Here is a 16,719-nt window from a genome sequence, read left to right as displayed (position 1 = left end):
CGCGCACCGGGGCCGGCGCCCTCGTTCGCGCGCAGCGAGGGACAGCAGGAGGGCGGAACGGAGGCGGGACCGGGGGCGCAGGCGTGCGGACAGCACCGGTGCGGAGGAGGGACCGGGGACGTGGCCCGGGGTGACGCGTCGGACGACGGCCCGGCGGCTGCGGCGGCCGGGTGGGAGGGCATGGCCGGGACCGGTGCGGCGGAGGACGCCTCAGCGGGACGCTGGTCCACCGGGGGCGGCGGAGGGCCCGAAGGCGGGGTCGCGCGCGGCGAAGAGCACAGCGGACCGGCGGGAGTGAGCCCGGAGAGAGCGGGCTCGCCCGGGAACGAGGACGACGGCGGCGCAGAAGGCGACGAGCCACCGGACTGCCGGGGCACCGGAACGGTACCCCGCTCCTGCCCCGTGAGCGAGGTCCCCCCGAGCTCCGCACTCGGCGGATCAGCGCGCTCGAACCGCCGCACGGACGCGGCCTGCGACCCGAACGCGAGCGGAGCCGTGGGCACCGAGCCAGGCTTCCTGGACGAGAGCGAAGCCGGAGTCGGGCGCCGGGGCGAGACCTGGCCCTGGGGCAGGCTCGGGAGCTGAGGCGCGGCCACGTACGACGGCGGAACCGCGTGCGAAGGCGGGACCCTGTGGGAAGGCGGGACCCTGTGCGAAGGCTCGCGCTCGTCCCACTCGCCGCCGGTCTCCCGCCGCCGGACCCGGGGCGGAGATCCGGCCGCACGCGAATCCGTGAGCGCCGCGGCGACCGGCTCCGGTCCAGGGCCCGTCGGCACGCGCGGAGCCGGGGCCGATCCGGCGCCCCTCGCGAAAGGGGTCGGTGCGCAGGGCTGCGTGGCCTCCGCCATCCACCGAGAGGAAGGAGCCGCCCGCCGTCCGGCGGCCGACGGCTCGGCAGGACCCGGTTGCGCCGAGATGGTGGCGGGTGCGGCCGGCGATTGCGCGGGAGAGCCCACCGGTTCCGGGAACGGCAAGGTCTGGACAACCGGGGACGCCGGTGCGGGGCGCGGTGACCAGGCCGTATTGCTCCGGGGCTCGGTACGGCGCTGAAGTGACGGCGTGGACGGGGCCGTGGGGCCGGGGGCCGTCAGCTCCGGGGACGCCGCGGGTCGCGGGGCGGTGACGGAGGGGGTCTCGGTGGCGGAGGGCGTCGAAGAACGTCCCGGCGGAGACGAGGAGACGCCCATGACGGCGATCCCCTCCGCCTTCTCCACCCCCGCCCGGGCCTGCCGTCCTGGCCGAGGCGCCGGCCGGTCGGCCCGGGCGCGCGCCAGCTCCGCAACGAACCGCGCCCGCACAAGCGCGAGTTCGTCGGTTCCCAGAGCGCTCGTCAGTGCGGCGTGGACCGGGTCCCCCTGCGTGGGCACGAGACGCAGCAGGTAACCGCGTTCGTCGGGGTCCGCCGCGCGGGCCGTCTCCTCGGGGCCGAGCTGGACCGCGAGGAGACCCGCCCGCTCCCACGGGTCGGAGCTGAGCCGGTGCAGGGACTCCCGCCGCCGCTCCCGCCACCGTGCCGCGCGCCGGTCGTCCTGCGCCTGGGAGCGCAGTGCGGCCGGCAGTCTGCCGACCAGCAGCTCGGGCCTGCGCCGCCCCAGCTCCGCCACTTCCGTGGCGAGGTAAGCCCAGACGACGGCCCGGTAGCGGTTGAGGTGGAAGGCGAGCGGCGCGAGCAGGCCCAGTTTGGCGAGGCGGGTGAAGCGGTGCGGGGCGATGCCGAGCAGGTCGGCGGCGTCGGCGGTGCCGACGCACCGTACCGTGTCGCGGAGCGCCCCCGGGAAGCCGGGCGCCGCCCGCTGCCGCTCGATCTCCCCGGCCGCGAAACGGCGCGGGAGCGTGCCGCGCCCGGGCACGGAGGGCAGCACGTCGAGCACGGCCGCCCGCTCCACCTCCTCGATCGTCAACTCCAGCAGACAGGCGGCCTGTTCCGGTCCGAGGAAGTCACCCCGGACCGACCGCTCGCCCGCCGTCGCCGTCGCCGTCCTGCCACGTACCGCCATACCGTCCCCCTCGGAGCCGAATCCTTGGGACAGACCGTATGGGACGGGACGGACACCACCTTCCTCCCGCCTGTGGATAACTCGGCAGCAATCAGATCATCTGATCCTCAACATGGTGAAGATCCGACATTCGCACCCTCTCGCGCGCCCCGCGCACCCCTCAGCCGGCCGCTCCCGGCCGCCGGGAATCCACTCCCAGATGCTCCCCCACCTTGCTCACGAGCAGCGTCATCTCGTAGGCCACCTGCCCCACGTCGGCGTCCGAGCCGCTCAGCACGCACAGGCAACTGCCGTCCCCCGCCGCCGTGACGAAGAGAAGTGCCTCGTCGAACTCGATGACCGTCTGGCGGACCTTGCCCACCTTGAAATGCACGCCCGAACCCTTGGCGAGACTGTGCAGACCCGAGGCGACCGCCGCGAGGTGCTCGGCGTCCTCGCGCGCGAGATCGGCACTGAGACCCGTGACGAGTCCGTCGTTGGACAGCACCAGAGCGTGCTTGATGTGCTCGACGCGCTGGGTGAGTTCATCGAGAAGCCACCCGAGTCTTGCGTTCCGTTCCACGTTCCGCTCTCCCCGTCCGCAGCCGCTCCCCCTGTTCGGAGGAACTCTTCGGCAAGCCTTCACCACCACCCGGCGGACAGCAAGGATGATGAGCATATGACCCACAAAATGACCGATGAAGAATGGCGGACCTTCGTTTCGGAAGGCACGCGGACGGCGAAGCTGGCCACCGTGCGGGCGGACGGAAGTCCGCACATCGCCCCGATCTGGTTCGTTCTGGATGGTTCGGACCTGGTCCTCAACACCGGCAAGGACACCGTCAAGGGGCGGAATCTGGCCCGTGACGGGCGTGTCGCGCTGTGCGTGGACGACGAGCGACCGCCGTTCTCGTTCGTGACGATCGAGGGGTCCACCGAAATCAGCGAGGAGCCGGAGGAGTTGCTGCGCTGGGCGACGACGATCGCCGAGCGCTACGTGGGCCCGCAGGAGGCCGAGGTCTACGGGCGCCGCAACGCGGTTCCGGGAGAACTCGTCGTCCGGGTGAAGGTCGAGAAGGTCGTCGCCTACGGGGGCGTCGCCGACTGACATCCCGGCCGAAGCCGCCGCCCGGCACCCCGGTCCCACACGCCGGCCGACACCCCCGCCGAAGCCCGCGCCACACCCCGGCCCAGGCCGCCGCGACCCGCGCCACCGCGCCTTACCGCGCCACCGCCTCAAGCAGCCGCGCCGCCCGGAACCTCCCCGTGTACGCCACGAGTTCCGCGAGGACGTGACGGACCGTCGTCGCCTCGCGCACATCGCCGGCGAGCACGGGGACGCCCGGCGACAGGCCGAGCGCCGACGCGACCTGTTCGGGGGTGTACGCGGCGGGCCCCGCGAAACGGTTCATCACCACGACGAAGGGCAGCGCCCGCTCCTCAAGCCGGTCCACGAGCGCGAAGCTCTCGGCGAGCCGCCCGGTGTCGACGAGTACGACGGCGCCGAGCGCCCCCGCGCACATGTCCTCGCACAGCGCCGCCGACCGTTCGAGTCCCGGGACGCCGAAGAGGCACAGCGTCAGGTCGGGGCGCAGCGCGATCCGCCCGAAGTCGAGCGCGACCACCCCTTCCTCATTCCCCCGCTTCCCCGCGCCACCGGCCGGCTCGTAGGCGACCACGGGGCCGTACGGGCGCGGCGACGACGGCGCGAGCCCCGCACGGCCGGGTCCGCCTCCACCCGGCCCGCCTGCACCCGGCCCACCGCGGCCGAACCCAGCACCGTCCGCCCCCTCACCATTCCCCACGTCGCCATGCGACACCTCGCCCTCCCCCACCTCACCCCCCAGCACCTCACCCTCCAGAGCACGACCCTCCGGCAGCCCACTCCCCCGTGCGGAACCGAGCCCCCGCGCGGCCCCCGTCCCCCGCGTGGCACCGACGAACGACGTCTTCCCGGTGGCAGGCCCACCCGACACGACGATCTTGAGAACGAGGCGTTCCCCCGTCGTGTCCCACCGTCCGTCGCTCATCCGCCACTTCCCTCGCCGCCCGCATCACCGGCACCAGCCGTCCCGGTACCAAGCGCCCAGGATGACAAGACACCGGGCAAAGGGCGCGAAGTGCGGGATTCTTTACCGGATGGGCATGGTCGCGCCCGGATCGGACCGTTTCACGCCACACCGGGTTCGCAAGCGACAGGATTCGCGATCACGCGCGCCAGAGCGCTCCGGACGCGCGCTCAGGACAGCACCAGATTCCACCGCCCGCCGTGCCCGCTGAGTGTCGTCACCGCCAGCGGGCGGACGTCGACGCGCCAGTACGCGGGGAGCGGAAGGCCGAGAGCGTGGACGAGGGCGGCGCGGACCGTGTCCGGTTCGACGAACAGGGGCAGCGGGCCCGTCACGGTCTCCGCCAGGTGGTCGAGGTGGGTACCGACGCGCCGCACGAGGGCGGCCAGCGGTTCGCCGTCGCCACCGGGGCGCGCCGCCGGGTCGGAGAGCCAGGCGGCGAGGGCGGCGGGCTCCGCCGCGGACACCGCGTCCAGCGGACGGCCGCGCCAGCTTCCCGGGTCCTGCCCGGCGAGGGCGGGTTCGGGGACGGCACCGGGATGGCCGAGGAGGGCGGCGGTCTCGTGGCAGCGCGCCGAGGGCGCGCGGCGGGCCCGTACCCGTACGTTCTCCGCCCGCATCGGCACACCGCTCGCCCGCAGTTCGGCGGCGGCCGTGCGGCCCCGGTCCGTGAGCGGCGTGCCGTCGTCGAACGCGGCCGAACGGCTCGCCTCGCTCTCGGCGGCCGAGACAAGGATCACCCGGATCGTCATACCGGCCCGCTTTCACCGTTTGTCATGTCTCACGTCCAGCAGGCGCACTTGGCGTTCGGACGGGTGAGCGATATCGTCCCGATGACCTTACAAGCGACATGACGGAATCCGGTGAGAGCCCGGAACGGTCGCGCCACTGTATGCCTGGCCTCGCACGCGGACCCGGTGAGTCAGACCCGTCATGCGTATTCGAAGCTCCACCGACCGGGACGCGAGTTCCCCAGGAGGCTTGCCATGGCGCAGTCCGCCGCCCCGCCCGTTTCGGGCTCTTCTTCCGTTTCTGAGACTCCCCTCCGGCTGCCGGTCCGCACGGTGCTGCCGTGGGCGGTCTTCGTCGGTCTCCTCCTGCTCATCGCGCTCTACTTCGTCGGCGCCGAGCAAGGCGCCACCTCGCTGTTCTCCGGCACGGGCGTCCACGAGTGGGTGCACGACGGCCGGCACCTGCTCGGCTTCCCCTGCCACTGACGGACGGATTCGAACTCCCATGAACTCCGCCATCGTCAGGAAACTCCTCGTGCGCGGGATGCTCGCCGGTCTCGCCGCCGGGGTCCTCGCCTTCGTCGTCGCCTACCTGCTCGGGGAGCCCCGGGTGGACTCGGCGATCGCTCTGGAGGAGGCGCACTCCCACGGGGGAGGCGGCCACGAGCACGAGGTCGAGGTCGTCAGCCGCGGCCTCCAGTCCACGGCCGGGCTCGCGACCGGTGTCCTCGCCTACGGGGTCGCCTTCGGCGGCATCGTGGCCCTCGCCTACTGCTTCGCGCTCGGCCGCGTGGGCCGTTTCAGCCCGCGCGCGACCGCCGCGCTCATGGCGGCGGGCGGCCTCTTCGCCGTCTACCTCGTTCCCTTCCTCAAGTACCCGGCGAACCCCCCGGCCGTCGGCAACCCCGACACGATCGGCAAGCGCACGGCGCTGTACGGGCTGATGATGCTGCTCAGCGTGCTGCTCGCGCTCGCGACCGTGATCATCGGCAAGCGGCTCGCGCCGACGCTCGGCAACTGGTGGGCGACGGTCGTCGCGCTCGCCGGCTTCGCCGTCGTGATCGGCCTCGCCTACGCGTTCCTGCCGTCCATCAATGAGGTCGGGCACGACTTCCCCGCCACGCTGCTGTGGCAGTTCCGCGTGGCCTCGATCGGCATCCAGCTCACGTTGTGGACCGGCTTCGGCCTGCTCTTCGGCGAGTTGGCGCAGCGGCTGCTCGCGCCCGCCGAACGGCGCGTCAAGGTCGGCTCGGTGGCCTCGGCCGCTGCCTGAGCGACATCCCGTACGTCACGGTGGAGGGGCCCGGTTTCCCGGGCTCCTCCACCGTTTTCACGTCCCCGCGGGCAGGATGGACGGCATGAACGAGAAGACCCAGCAGGAGGTACGGGAGTTCTTCGGATCGCGCGCGGCGGGCTGGGAGGACAGGTTCCCCGGCGATCAACCGCGCTACGACGCGGCCACGGCGGTCCTCGGACTGCGGCCGGGTGACGTGGTGCTCGACGCGGGCTGCGGCACGGGCAGGGCGCTCGCGCCGCTGCGGGAACGCGTCGGGAGCGCGGGCGCGGTGCTCGGCGTGGACCTGACGCCGGAGATGCTGCGTGAGGCGGCCGCGAAGGGCCGGGCGCGGCACGGGACGCTCGTCCTGGCGGACGTGGCACGGCTGCCGCTGCGGGACGGGGCGTGCGACGCGGTGTTCGGGGCGGGGCTCGTCTCGCACTTGCCGGGCCCGGAGACCGGCCTGCGGGAACTCGCGCGGGTGACCCGGCCCGCCGGGCGGCTCGGTCTCTTCCACCCCCTCGGCCGCGCGGCCCTCGCGGCGTGTCACGGCAGGGAGTTGAGCGAGGACGACGTACGGGCCGAGGCGCGTCTCGCCCCGCTGCTCGACGCCACGGGCTGGCGGCTCGTGTCGTACGCGGACGAGGACACGCGCTTCCTCGCGGTGGCGGTACGGAAGCCGGAGCGGCCCACGGCCTGACGGGCCGGTTCGCCTCGCCGCGACCGCCCGCGACGCACCCCTCCCCGGCCGGCGCACCGGCACCGCCCGCCCCCTCCCCGCCTACGACTCGCACGGCGGGTGAAGGCTTCGGGACGGGCTTGTGCGGCCTCTCGACTCCGTGGTTACCGACTGGTTAAGGTGCGCCAGCCCGCACGCGGCGGGCCCCGTCGTCCTGCTTCCGCACGGGACGGGACGCTCGGGCAGCGATCGGGAGGCGGACGTGGGCGAGCCGGAGGACGCGGGGACCGGGACCGTGGCGACGGAGGTGCCGGAGACCGCGCGGGCGACGGGTGAGGAGCCGGGCCGGGCGGACGGCGTCACAGCGGGCGGGGGCGACGGGCCCACCGCCGGCGAGGAGGACGCGCTGCTCGTCCTGACCGCCGCGCTGCTGACACCGGCCCAGTTCCCCGGGGCCCTCGGCGACGACTACCCGGAAGCGTGCGCCCGGCTGGGACTGCCGCCTCTCGTCCAGGGGTACGGGCTCGTCCTCGGGCAGGACGGGGCGGGCGCGCGGTGGACGGTCGTGGTCGACGACGTCTCGCTGGTCGCCGTCGCGATCGCCTCGTGGGACTGCGGGATGGAGTACGAGCTGACGCCGGCCCCGCGCGCGATCGTGGCGAACCTGCCGGGCTGGCCCCTGGCGCTCGCCGTCGCCGCCCCCGGCGTGCCCGCGCCGCACGACCCGGACCTCTCGGGGGACCCGGAGGCACCCGAGGCCCTGCGCCCGCCGTCTTTGACGGGCTGGGGCCCGGCCCAGCGGCGGCTGGGCGCCGACGAGATCTCCCGCCAGTGGGCCACGTGGCGCGGGGAGTTCACGACGGAGGAGGCCGAGGTGGCGGAGGCGGGGGACGGTGCCGCGAGCCCCGAGGGTTCCTTCACGGCTCCGGGCCCCGAGGGGTCCTTCACGGCTCCGGGCTCCGAGCCCACCGCCGAATCGGTCCGCGCGGCGCTCGCCGAGGCCCGCGCCTATCTCGACACGCCTCCGCCGCTGGGCCGCATCCGCTCCGCGTTCGCGAGCGACGAAGCGCGTCTGCTGCGGGTCGACGGCCCGGGCTGGTCGCTCGTGGCCCGTACCGACGACATGGCCTTCGTCCTGCTGGACGCGGTGCCGGGGGAAGTCATCCCTGTCGAACGCGGCCCCCGGCTCCCGGCCCTCCTGGCGGGGCTCGAAGCGCTGGCCGCGCGTTCTTGACCGACCGGGGCGGGCCGCAGCCGTCCCCCGCTCACCCGACGTCATGGACGCTGCCTCTCACCCCGCGTTCCGTCGGCCGGGCTCGGATCAGCGATCCCACCCGGTCCCAGCGGTCCCCGGCCGGTCCGCAGCCGATGCGGGGCATGGGGACCGTGGCGCCGAGGCGCAGGGCCTCCGCGGCGAGGCGGTGAAGGGCCTCGTCGACAGCCTCGTACCGGCCCGGGACGCGCGCTCGCGCCGCGGTCCCGCCTCCGGCAGTGGCCCTTCAGCGGCCCAGTTGCTTGCGGCTCGCCCTGCGCAGCCTGCGGCGCTGGCTCGGGTCGAGGGTGAGGTAGGCGGCGGCGGGGACGCCGAGGATGATCAGCAAGGCGGCCCACCAGGGCAGCCAGATGAGCAGGATGAGGCCGACGACGGCACCGCCGGCCGCCACCTTCGCTTTCGTGGACATGTCTCTCGTCTCCCCCGGTGCTCGTCCGGCCGGGCCGCGGTCTCGCGGCCCTGTCCCGGTCACCTGTCGTCAAGAACGGCTCTGCCGCTCCCACGGTTCCAGTGGAGACCCGATCCGGCCACCGGGGCAACCCTGATCTTTCTCGGGGTCGCCCCCGGACGCCCCCGATGCCCCTCCCGCGCGCACCCGCGATTCGCGGCCGTAAACCTTTCGCCACCGTCGTCCCGGAGCACACCCCCGGCCCCTGCCTGCGGTCGAACGAGCGCCGGGAACACGGCCCCGGCCTTTCATTCGCCCCAGCGATTGGCAGGGCGGTCCGCGTCCGAGAGCGTGGGACACGTCGCGACCGGCGCGGTACGGGGCAGGACGCCGCGCCGGGACCGGAGGGCACACCCGTGCCCCGGCTGTCGTCACCCAACGGGAGAAACCACATGCTCGGTACGAAGATGAAGCGCACCCTCGCGATGGGCGGGGCGAGCCTCGCGCTCGCCGGGGCCGGCGTCATGGCCGCGAGCCCCGCCTTCGCCGCCACCACCGTCGTCGCCTGGACCCACGGCAACGTCCACGCCGGTCCGGCGACGGGCGAGCGGGTGGTCAGCTACGTCAACAAGAACTACAGCTACACGGGGCTGTGCTGGCTGGAGGGCGACCTCGTCAACGACCACGGCATCAGCAACCGCAACTGGGTCCGCCTCCAGCTCAACAGTGGCGGGATCGGCTACGTGAGCGCCATCTACCTGAAGGGCAACGACAAGGGCAACGTGCCCAACCACTGCTGAGCGGTCCCGAGCAGGCCGTGGGCCCCGTCTTCCGTCCGGAAGGCGGGGCCCACGGCCCTGTCCGCGGCGGGCGGAGCGGACCTCGCTCAGCCCTGGACGCCCAGCAGGTGGTCCGTGGCGAGCTGGTCGAGCGCCTCGAAGGCCATGCCGCGCTCGGCGGCGGCCTCCACGTCGAAGTCCTCGTACGCGCTCTTGTCGGCGAGCAGCGAGGCGAGGCCGTCCCCGGCGGTGGGCAGGGCGAGCTGGTCGAGGCGAGCGGCCTTGAGCGCCTCCTGCACCTTCGGGTCGGCGCGGAAGGCGGCGGCGCGCTCCTTGAGGATGAGGTAGTTGCGCATGCAGCCCGCGGCCGAGGCCCACACGCCGTCGAAGTCCTCGGTCCGCGGCGGCTTGAAGTCGAAGTGGCGCGGGCCCTCGTAGCCGGCCGTCTCCAGGAGGTCGACGAGCCAGAACGCGTTGCGCAGGTCGCCGGCGCCGAAGCGCAGGTCCTGGTCGTACTTGATGCCGTTCTGGCCGTTGAGGTCGAGGTGGAAGAGCTTGCCGGACCACAGGGCCTGCGCGATGCCGTGGGCGAAGTTCAGCCCGGCCATCTGCTCGTGGCCGACCTCCGGGTTGACGCCGTACAGCTCCGGGCGCTCCAGGCGCTCGATGAAGGCGAGGGCGTGGCCCACGGTGGGGAGCAGGATGTCGCCGCGCGGCTCGTTGGGCTTGGGCTCGATGGCGAAGCGGAGGTCGTAGCCCTGCTCGGTGACGTACTCGCCGAGGAGGTCGAACGCCTCCTTCATGCGGTCGAGCGCGAGGCGGATGTCCTTCGCGCCGCCGGACTCGGCGCCCTCGCGGCCGCCCCAGGCGACGTACGTCTCGGCGCCCAGCTCCGCGGCGAGGTCGATGTTGCGGATGACCTTGCGCAGCGCGTAGCGGCGGACGTCGCGGTCGTTGGAGGTGAAGCCGCCGTCCTTGAAGACGGGGTGCGTGAAGAGGTTCGTCGTCGCCATCGGCACGACGAGGCCGTGCGTGTCGAGCGCCTCGCGGAAGCGCTTGACGATCCGCTCGCGCTCGGCGTCCGTGGAGCCGAAGGGGATGAGGTCGTCGTCGTGGAAGGTGACCCCCCAGGCGCCCAGTTCGGCCAGCCGGCGCACGGACTCGACCGGGTCGAGCGCGGGGCGGGTGGCGTCCCCGAAGGGGTCCCGGCCCTGCCAGCCGACGGTCCACAGACCGAAGCTGAACTTGTCCTCGGGGGTGGGCTGGTAGTTCATGCGGCTCCCTCGCCATCGTGTCGTGCGTGCCGTGGCCTATTTCGTCATGGCGCTTAACAAATTAGACTCCCGGAGCCCGGCTGTGAAGAGCGGGTGCCGATTCGGCCCCTCCGGGCGGGTGTCTCGCCCCGCCGGACGGAGTACGACACGGTGGTGTGATCAGCCGGGCAGGACGCCGCTCCGGGACGCGGGCGGCGGCGCGATGGGAGGACGAGGATGACAGCCGGGGAGCAGGCCGAAGGGCCGTACGTGGTCGGGATCGACACTTCGACGCAGTCCACGAAGGCGCTGGTCGTGGACGTGGCGACGGGGCGGGTCGTGGCGAGCGGGCAGGCGCCGCACACGGTGACGACGGGGGCGGGCCGCGAGTCGGACCCCCGGCAGTGGTGGGAGGCGCTGCTGAGCGCCCTGGAGCAGTGCGGGCCGTACGCGCGGCAGGCGGCGGCGGTCTCGGTGGGCGGCCAGCAGCACGGGCTCGTGACGCTCGACGCCGCGGGTGAGCCCGTACGGCCCGCGCTGCTGTGGAACGACGTGCGCTCGGCCCCGCAGGCGCGCGCGCTCGTCGAGCGGCAGGGCGGGCCCGCGTGGTGGGCGGAGCGGACCGGGAGCGTGCCCGGGTCCTCGTTCACGGTCACGAAGTGGGCGTGGCTCGCCCAGCACGAGCCGGAGGCGGCGAAGGCCGCGGCGGCGGTGCGGCTGCCGCACGACTACCTCACCGAGCGGCTGACCGGCGAGGGCACGACGGACCGGGGCGACGTCTCGGGGACCGGCTGGTGGGCGGCGGGCCCGGAGGCGTACGACGAGGAGATCCTCGGCCTCGTGGGGCTCGACGCGGCCAAGCTGCCGCGCGTCGTGGGACCCGGTGAGGTCGCGGGGACGGTACGGGGCGACGCGCTGCCGTTCGCGCGCGGCACCCTCGTCGCCGCCGGGACCGGGGACAACGCCGCCGCCGCGCTCGGGCTCGGGCTGCGCCCCGGGACGCCGGTGCTGAGCCTCGGCACGTCCGGCACGGTGTACGCCCTCTCGCCGCGCCGGCCCGCCGACCCGAGCGGTACGGTCGCGGGCTTCGCCGCCGCGCACGGCGACTGGCTGCCGCTCGCCTGCACGCTCAACTGCACGCTCGCCGTGGACCGGGTCGCCGCCCTCCTCGGCCTCGACCGCGAGGCCGTCGAGCCAGGCGGGACGCTGAGCTTCCTGCCGTACCTGGACGGCGAGCGCACCCCGAACCTGCCGGGCGCCTCCGGGCTGCTCACCGGGCTGCGCCACGACACGAGCGGCGGCCAGCTCCTCCAGGCCGCGTACGACGGAGCCGTCTACTCGCTCCTGGACGCGCTCGGCCTCGTGCTCGACGGCGAGGGCGAGGGCGACGAGAACGAGCCGCTGCTGCTCATCGGCGGCGGGGCGCGCGGCCGGGCCTGGCAGGAGACCGTGCTGCGGCTCTCCGGGCGGCCGGTGCGCGTGCCCGAGGCGAAGGAACTCGTCGCGCTCGGTGCCGCGGCGCAGGCGGCGGGGCTCCTGACGGGCGAGGACCCGGCGGCCGTGGCCCGGCGCTGGGGCACGGCGCGCGGTCCGCTCCTGGAGCCCGTCGCCAAGGACCACGAGACCCTCGCGCGGATCTCCGGGGTACTCTCCGACGCGGCGCCCCTCCTGGACGGGACCCCGGTCACGGACTGAGCGGAGGCGGGGGTGGGCGGGTGTCCTTGGTGGCCCTGCCGCGGGTCACGTCACGGGGCCCCGCCCCGCCCCGCTCCTCAGCAGCCGACGGAGCTGGATTCTCGCTTCCCTGTCCCTTCACCTCCAAGGAGTCACGATGACCGCCGCGTTGCCGGACACACAGCAGGGCATGCGCCGGCGGAATCTCTCGCGGGTGCTGCACACCGTGGCCGCGCGGGGGCCCCTGTCGCGGGCCGCCGTCGCGGCGCGGATCGGGCTGACCCGGGCCGCCGTGTCCACGCTCGTGGACGAGCTGATCCGGGCCGGGTTCCTCGACGAGCTGGGGCCCGAGCGCCCCGGGCGGGTGGGCCGGCCCGGTTCCGCGCTCGCGGTGAGCGCGCGGGGTCCCGCCGGGCTCGGCGCGGAGATCGGGGTCGATCACCTCTCGGTGTGCGCGGTGGACCTGAGCGGGACGGTGCGGGCGCGGGTGGTGCGGCCCGTCGACAACCGGGAGCGGGCGGCGGAGCCCGTGCTCGCCGCGCTCGGGGCGCTCGTGGACGAGGTGCGGATCACCGCCGAGGGACTGGGGCTGCGGCCCGCCGGGCTCGCCGTCGCCGTGCCCGGCCTCGTCGAGCGGGACCGCCCCTTCGTGGTGCGCGCGCCCAACCTCGGCTGGACCGACACCGATCTCGGTCCGCTGCTGCCCGCGGGGCTGCCGGTGACGGTCGACAACGAGGCGAACTTCGGTGCCCTCGCCGAGCTGTGGACCGGTGAGGGCGCGCACGAGAACTTCGTGCACGTCTCGGCCGCGATCGGGATCGGTGCCGCCGTCGTGCTCGGCGGTGAACTGCTGCGCGGGACACGGGGGTTCGCGGGTGAGCTGGGGCATGTGCCGGTGCGTCCCGAGGGGCCCTCGTGCCCCTGCGGGGGGCGCGGCTGCCTGGAGCAGTACGCGGGGCAGGAGGCGGTGTGGCGGGCGGCGGGCCTCGCTCCGGGACAGGAGACGGTCGGGCTGCTCGCGCAGCGCGCGGCCGAGGGCGACAAGGCGGTGCTGAAGGCTCTGCGCGGCGCGGGGAGCGCGCTCGGGATCGCGCTCTCGGGCGCGGTGAACCTCCTCGACCCGGAGGGCGTCGTGCTCGGCGGCTCGCTCTCGCCGCTCGCCGAGTGGCTGCTGCCGCCGCTGCGCCGCGAGCTGACCCGGCGCACGGCGACGGCGAACCGTCCGGTGACGGTCTCGCGACTCGGCCGCGAGGGCCCGCTCCTCGGCGCGGCGCACTCGGTGGTGCGGGCGGTCCTCGACGACCCGGTGGCGCTCACGGCGGACTGAGGCGGAACGCGCACGGCGGCCTGGGGCGGAGCGCCCATTGCGGCCTGGGGCGGAACGCTCACAGCGGCTGGGGCGGGCGAGGCGAACGCCGAGCTGGACGCGCGTCACCCCGTCTGCCCCGTAAGGGAGTTGGCCACCTTCCGCGCAGCGGCGTCACCCCGTACCGTGCCGGTAGCCGCACCCCGTCCGACCGGGCGGGCCCCACCCCCCACCAGGAGGCGGAACCACCGTGGAACGCGCCAGATCAGTGCCCAGCCGCCGCACCCTCCTCAGGGGCGCCGCGCTCGCCGCCGTGCCCGCCGCGCTGCTCACCGGGCCTCCGGCCGCCGCCGCGAAACCGGCCGCGGTCGACCACCCGGGCGCCGAGTGGGTGCCCGCGAGCACCTCCAACTACACGGTCGCGAACCGGCCTTCGCAGTACCCGGTGGAGTACGTGGTGATCCACGTGACGCAGGAGTACTTCACGGACACCCTCGCCATCTTCCAGAACCCGGCGAAGCAGGTCACCGCGCACTACGTGGTGCGCTCGGCGGACGGCCACATCGCGCAGTGCGTGCGCGAGAAGAACGTCGCCTGGCACGCCGGGAACTGGGACTACAACACCCGCAGCATCGGCATCGAGCACGAGGGCTGGGTCGACAAGCCGGAGTACTTCACGAACGCCATGTTCGAGGCGTCGGCCGCGCTCACCGCCTCCGTGTGCGACCGCTACGGCATCACGAAGGACAGGGAGCACATCCTCGGGCATGTCGAGGTGCCCGGCACCGACCACACCGATCCCGGCGCGCTGTGGGACTGGACGAAGTACATCCGGCTCGTCAACCTCGCCTGAGGCAAGCGCACTTCAGCACACGTGGTGGAGCCACCCGCGCCGGTCCTCGGTCCTGCCGTACTGGAGGTCGAGGACCGTGCGGCGCAGGGCGAGCGTCGTCGGGCCCGGGGTGCCGTCGCCGACCGCGAAGGCGTAGCCCGCGCCCTTGAAGCCGGTGACGGGGGTGAGGACGGCCGCCGTCCCGGCGGCGAAGACCTCGGTGACGGTGCCGTCCTGCGCGCCCGCGCGCAACTCCGCGAGGGAGATGGTCCGTTCGACGGGCCTGAGGCCGAGTTCGGGCGCCAGCGCGAGGACCGTGTCACGCGTGACGCCTTCGAGGATCGTGCCGAGGGCCGGGGTGAGCAGTTCCCCGTCGCGCGTGACGAGGCACAGGTTCATCGTGCCGGATTCCTCGATCGTGCCGTGGCCCGCGCTGTCGAGGTAGAGCACCTGCTCGCAGCCGTTCTCGCGGGCCTCGATCTGCGCGGCGAGGCTGCCCGCGTAGTTGCCGCCGCACTTGGCGGCGCCCGTACCGCCCACGGCGGCGCGCGAGTAGGTCTCCGTGACCCAGAGGGTGACCCCTGTGACGCCGGAGGGGAAGTACGGACCGGCGGGGCTCGCGATGACGCGGAAGAGCGCCTGGGCGGAGGGGCGGACGCCGAGGAAGGACTCGGTGGCGATGAGGAAGGGGCGCAGGTAGAGGCTCTGTTCGCCCGAACCGGAGGCCGGGGCGGCGGAAGCCGCAGGCGCGGAGGACGAGGAACCGGAGGCCGAGGGGGACGTGGCCGAGGTCGCCGCCCCGCCGCCCTCGTCGGCGTGTCCCCCGTCCGCCTCCGGCACCCACGCCGCGTCGGCCCGTACCAGCTCCTCCACCGCCCGTACGAAGGCGGCCTCGGGAAGCTCCGGGAGGGCGAGGCGGCGCGCGGAGCGGGCGAAGCGGCGGGCGTTGTCGCCCGGCCGGAAGAGCCACACGCCGCCGTCCGCGTGCCGGTACGCCTTGAGCCCCTCGAAGATCTCCTGCCCGTAGTGGAAGACGGCGGCGCCCGGGTGGAGCGTGAACGGGGCGAGCGGGCGGACACCGCCGTCGTGCCAGCCGCGCTCCGCGTCCCACGCGGCGACGGCCATGTGGTCGGTGAACCAGCGGCCGAAGCCGGGGTCGGCGAGGATCGCGCGGCGCTCGGCGCCGGGGACCGGGGCGGCAGTGCGGTCGAGGGGGAAGTCGAGGCTCATGCGCTCTTCCTGACGGTCGGCTGCCCGGCATGCTAGCCCTCGCGGCGGCCGGGCCCCGGCGCGTCGGGGCCGCGCCGGGCGGTGTGTCAGCCGAGGGCGCTGACGACCACGCGGGCGGCCTCGGCCAGCAGCCGGTCGTCGGCCTCCGCCGTGCGCTCGTCGCGGTAGCTGAGCAGCGTGAGGACGAGCGGGGCGCGCCCGGGCGGGCGGATCACCGCGATGTCGTCGCGCGCGCCGTGGTAGCTCCCCGTCCCCGTCTTGTCCTCCACCGTCCAGCCCTTCGGCACGCCCGCGCGGATCGTCGTGTTCCCGGTGGTGTTGGCCCGCAGCCAGCCGGCCAGGCGCTCGCGTCCGGGTGCGGCGAGGACGTCGCCGAGCACGTAGGCGCGCAGGTTCGCGGTGAGCTGACGGGGCGTCGTCGTGTCGTGGGTCTCGCCGGGCGTCCAGCGGCTCAGGAGGGGTTCGACGCGCTCCACGCGGGTGACGCGGTCGCCGGTCGCCGCGCGGACGAGGGCGCCGAGCGCGCGGGGGCCGCCGAGGTCGGCGAGGAGGACGTTGGCGGCGGTGTTGTCGCTGTAGCGGATCGCGGCCTCGCACAGCGCCTCGCGGCTCATCCCGGTGCCCACGTGTTTCTCGGTGACGGGCGAGTTGGCGACGACGTCTTTCTTCCCGTAGCGCAGGACGTGGCCCATCCCGTCGCGTCCGTGCTTCTTGAGCACGGCCCCGGCGAGGAGCGCCTTGAAGGTCGAGTTGTACGAGAAGCGGGTGTCCGCGTGCCAGGCGACCTCCCGGCCGCTGCCCGTGTCCACCGCGTGGACGCCGAGGTGGGCCGCGTACCTGCGCTCCAGGGCGGTGAACTCGGCGGCCTCGTCGACGGTGCGGGCGGCGGGCGTGCCGCTCGACTGGCTCCCGGGCCCCGGCCGCGCTGCGGCTTCCTGGCCTGTGTCCGTCCCGCAGGCGGTGAGCGGCAGCAGGCACAGCGCGGCGGCGACGAGGGCGGGGCGGAGACGGGCGGGGCGCATGGGGCGTACCTCCGGGGCGGCGTGGGGGCCTTGGGCGCGGGACGAAGGTTCCCGCGTCGCCATCCCATCACCCCGGGGCGCGGGTACGGGTCCGGCGCGGGCCCGCGCGCGTCGTACGCCTTTGCCCCCGTGACGTACGCGGGGCGCCGCGCGTTCTCCGGTACGGGGCCCGCACGGCGCCCCTCCCCCTGTTCCCCAGCACGTCCGCGCCAGCGCGCGCGGGCCCGGAGT

General features: G+C 74.5%; 17 protein-coding genes and 1 riboswitch. Of the genes, 9 read left to right on the top strand and 8 right to left on the bottom strand.

Annotated elements, in window-relative coordinates; all coding sequences use genetic code 11:
• Window positions 1–1,997 (bottom strand): DUF6397 family protein (locus tag G3I42_RS21045; RefSeq protein WP_164288163.1); only part of this gene is annotated, 1,997 nt, incomplete at its 3' end.
• Window positions 1,998–2,157: 160 nt separating this feature from the next.
• Window positions 2,158–2,559, bottom strand: coding sequence for a roadblock/LC7 domain-containing protein (locus tag G3I42_RS21040; protein ID WP_164288161.1), 402 nt, complete (start codon window positions 2,557–2,559; stop codon window positions 2,158–2,160).
• A gap of 96 nt (window positions 2,560–2,655) precedes the next feature.
• On the opposite strand from G3I42_RS21040, the gene G3I42_RS21035 reads away from it, so the two are divergent.
• Window positions 2,656–3,084 (top strand): PPOX class F420-dependent oxidoreductase, encoded by a 429-nt coding sequence (locus tag G3I42_RS21035; protein WP_203607096.1) that lies wholly within the window; start codon window positions 2,656–2,658, stop codon window positions 3,082–3,084.
• A 112-nt stretch (window positions 3,085–3,196) separates the two neighbouring features.
• Here the strand turns inward: G3I42_RS21035 and G3I42_RS38455 are convergent, their stop codons facing one another.
• Both G3I42_RS38455 and G3I42_RS21025 read right to left on the bottom strand, forming a co-directional pair.
• Window positions 3,197–3,601 (bottom strand): ATP/GTP-binding protein, encoded by a 405-nt coding sequence (locus G3I42_RS38455; protein ID WP_343244610.1) that lies wholly within the window; start codon window positions 3,599–3,601, stop codon window positions 3,197–3,199.
• 614 nt (window positions 3,602–4,215) lie between these two features.
• The gene (locus G3I42_RS21025) at window positions 4,216–4,797 is read right to left on the bottom strand and encodes a histidine phosphatase family protein (protein WP_164288155.1); all 582 of its coding nucleotides are present in this window, start codon (window positions 4,795–4,797) and stop codon (window positions 4,216–4,218) included.
• 65 nt (window positions 4,798–4,862) lie between these two features.
• A riboswitch (cobalamin riboswitch) is annotated at window positions 4,863–4,996 on the top strand.
• Between the two features lie 35 nt (window positions 4,997–5,031).
• Between G3I42_RS21025 and G3I42_RS21020 the strand changes: the two genes are divergently transcribed.
• The 4 genes from G3I42_RS21020 (at window position 5,032) to G3I42_RS21005 (ending at window position 7,965) form a co-directional block, all read left to right on the top strand.
• The gene (locus tag G3I42_RS21020) at window positions 5,032–5,262 is read left to right on the top strand and encodes a CbtB-domain containing protein (RefSeq protein ID WP_164288153.1); all 231 of its coding nucleotides are present in this window, start codon (window positions 5,032–5,034) and stop codon (window positions 5,260–5,262) included.
• A gap of 19 nt (window positions 5,263–5,281) precedes the next feature.
• Window positions 5,282–6,049 carry a CbtA family protein gene (locus G3I42_RS21015; protein ID WP_164288151.1) on the top strand — a complete coding sequence of 256 codons (768 nt, stop codon included), beginning with the start codon at window positions 5,282–5,284 and terminating at the stop codon, window positions 6,047–6,049.
• A gap of 85 nt (window positions 6,050–6,134) precedes the next feature.
• Complete coding sequence (locus G3I42_RS21010) at window positions 6,135–6,752, top strand: methyltransferase domain-containing protein (protein WP_164288149.1); 618 nt, start codon at window positions 6,135–6,137, stop codon at window positions 6,750–6,752.
• Window positions 6,753–6,993: 241 nt separating this feature from the next.
• Entirely contained in the window at window positions 6,994–7,965 is a 972-nt protein-coding gene (locus tag G3I42_RS21005) for a hypothetical protein (RefSeq protein WP_343244609.1), read from the top strand.
• Between the two features lie 265 nt (window positions 7,966–8,230).
• Here G3I42_RS21005 and G3I42_RS21000 read toward each other — a convergent pair whose 3' ends face one another.
• Window positions 8,231–8,413 (bottom strand): hypothetical protein, encoded by a 183-nt coding sequence (locus G3I42_RS21000; RefSeq protein ID WP_164288147.1) that lies wholly within the window; start codon window positions 8,411–8,413, stop codon window positions 8,231–8,233.
• 431 nt (window positions 8,414–8,844) lie between these two features.
• Here G3I42_RS21000 and G3I42_RS20995 point away from each other — a divergent pair, with 431 nt between their 5' ends.
• Entirely contained in the window at window positions 8,845–9,192 is a 348-nt protein-coding gene (locus G3I42_RS20995; protein ID WP_164288145.1) for an SH3 domain-containing protein, read from the top strand.
• Between the two features lie 86 nt (window positions 9,193–9,278).
• On the opposite strand, the gene xylA is transcribed toward G3I42_RS20995, so the two are convergent.
• Window positions 9,279–10,445 (bottom strand): xylose isomerase, encoded by a 1,167-nt coding sequence (gene xylA, locus G3I42_RS20990; protein ID WP_164288143.1) that lies wholly within the window; start codon window positions 10,443–10,445, stop codon window positions 9,279–9,281.
• Window positions 10,446–10,661: 216 nt separating this feature from the next.
• On the opposite strand from xylA, the gene xylB reads away from it, so the two are divergent.
• The 3 genes from xylB to G3I42_RS20975 all read left to right on the top strand — a co-directional run bounded on the left by xylB (window position 10,662) and on the right by G3I42_RS20975 (window position 14,257).
• Window positions 10,662–12,119: a xylulokinase gene (xylB, locus tag G3I42_RS20985; protein WP_164288141.1), complete on the top strand. Its 1,458-nt coding sequence runs from the start codon at window positions 10,662–10,664 to the stop codon at window positions 12,117–12,119.
• 136 nt (window positions 12,120–12,255) lie between these two features.
• The gene (locus tag G3I42_RS20980; RefSeq protein WP_164288139.1) at window positions 12,256–13,425 is read left to right on the top strand and encodes an ROK family transcriptional regulator; all 1,170 of its coding nucleotides are present in this window, start codon (window positions 12,256–12,258) and stop codon (window positions 13,423–13,425) included.
• Between the two features lie 229 nt (window positions 13,426–13,654).
• The gene (locus G3I42_RS20975) at window positions 13,655–14,257 is read left to right on the top strand and encodes an N-acetylmuramoyl-L-alanine amidase (RefSeq protein ID WP_164288137.1); all 603 of its coding nucleotides are present in this window, start codon (window positions 13,655–13,657) and stop codon (window positions 14,255–14,257) included.
• A 12-nt stretch (window positions 14,258–14,269) separates the two neighbouring features.
• Here G3I42_RS20975 and ilvE read toward each other — a convergent pair whose 3' ends face one another.
• Window positions 14,270–15,466, bottom strand: a complete 1,197-nt coding sequence (ilvE, locus tag G3I42_RS20970; protein ID WP_164288135.1) for a branched-chain-amino-acid transaminase — start codon at window positions 15,464–15,466, stop codon at window positions 14,270–14,272.
• Between the two features lie 86 nt (window positions 15,467–15,552).
• The gene (gene bla, locus G3I42_RS20965; protein ID WP_164288133.1) at window positions 15,553–16,488 is read right to left on the bottom strand and encodes a class A beta-lactamase; all 936 of its coding nucleotides are present in this window, start codon (window positions 16,486–16,488) and stop codon (window positions 15,553–15,555) included.
• Window positions 16,489–16,719 lie beyond the last annotated feature (231 nt).

Source organism: Streptomyces sp. SID11385 (assembly GCF_010548245.1).
In the GTDB taxonomy this organism is placed as follows: Bacteria; Actinomycetota; Actinomycetes; order Streptomycetales; family Streptomycetaceae; genus Streptomyces.
The sequence above is the reverse complement of the archived record's forward strand: the minus strand, read 5'-3'. Positions and strand labels throughout refer to the sequence as shown.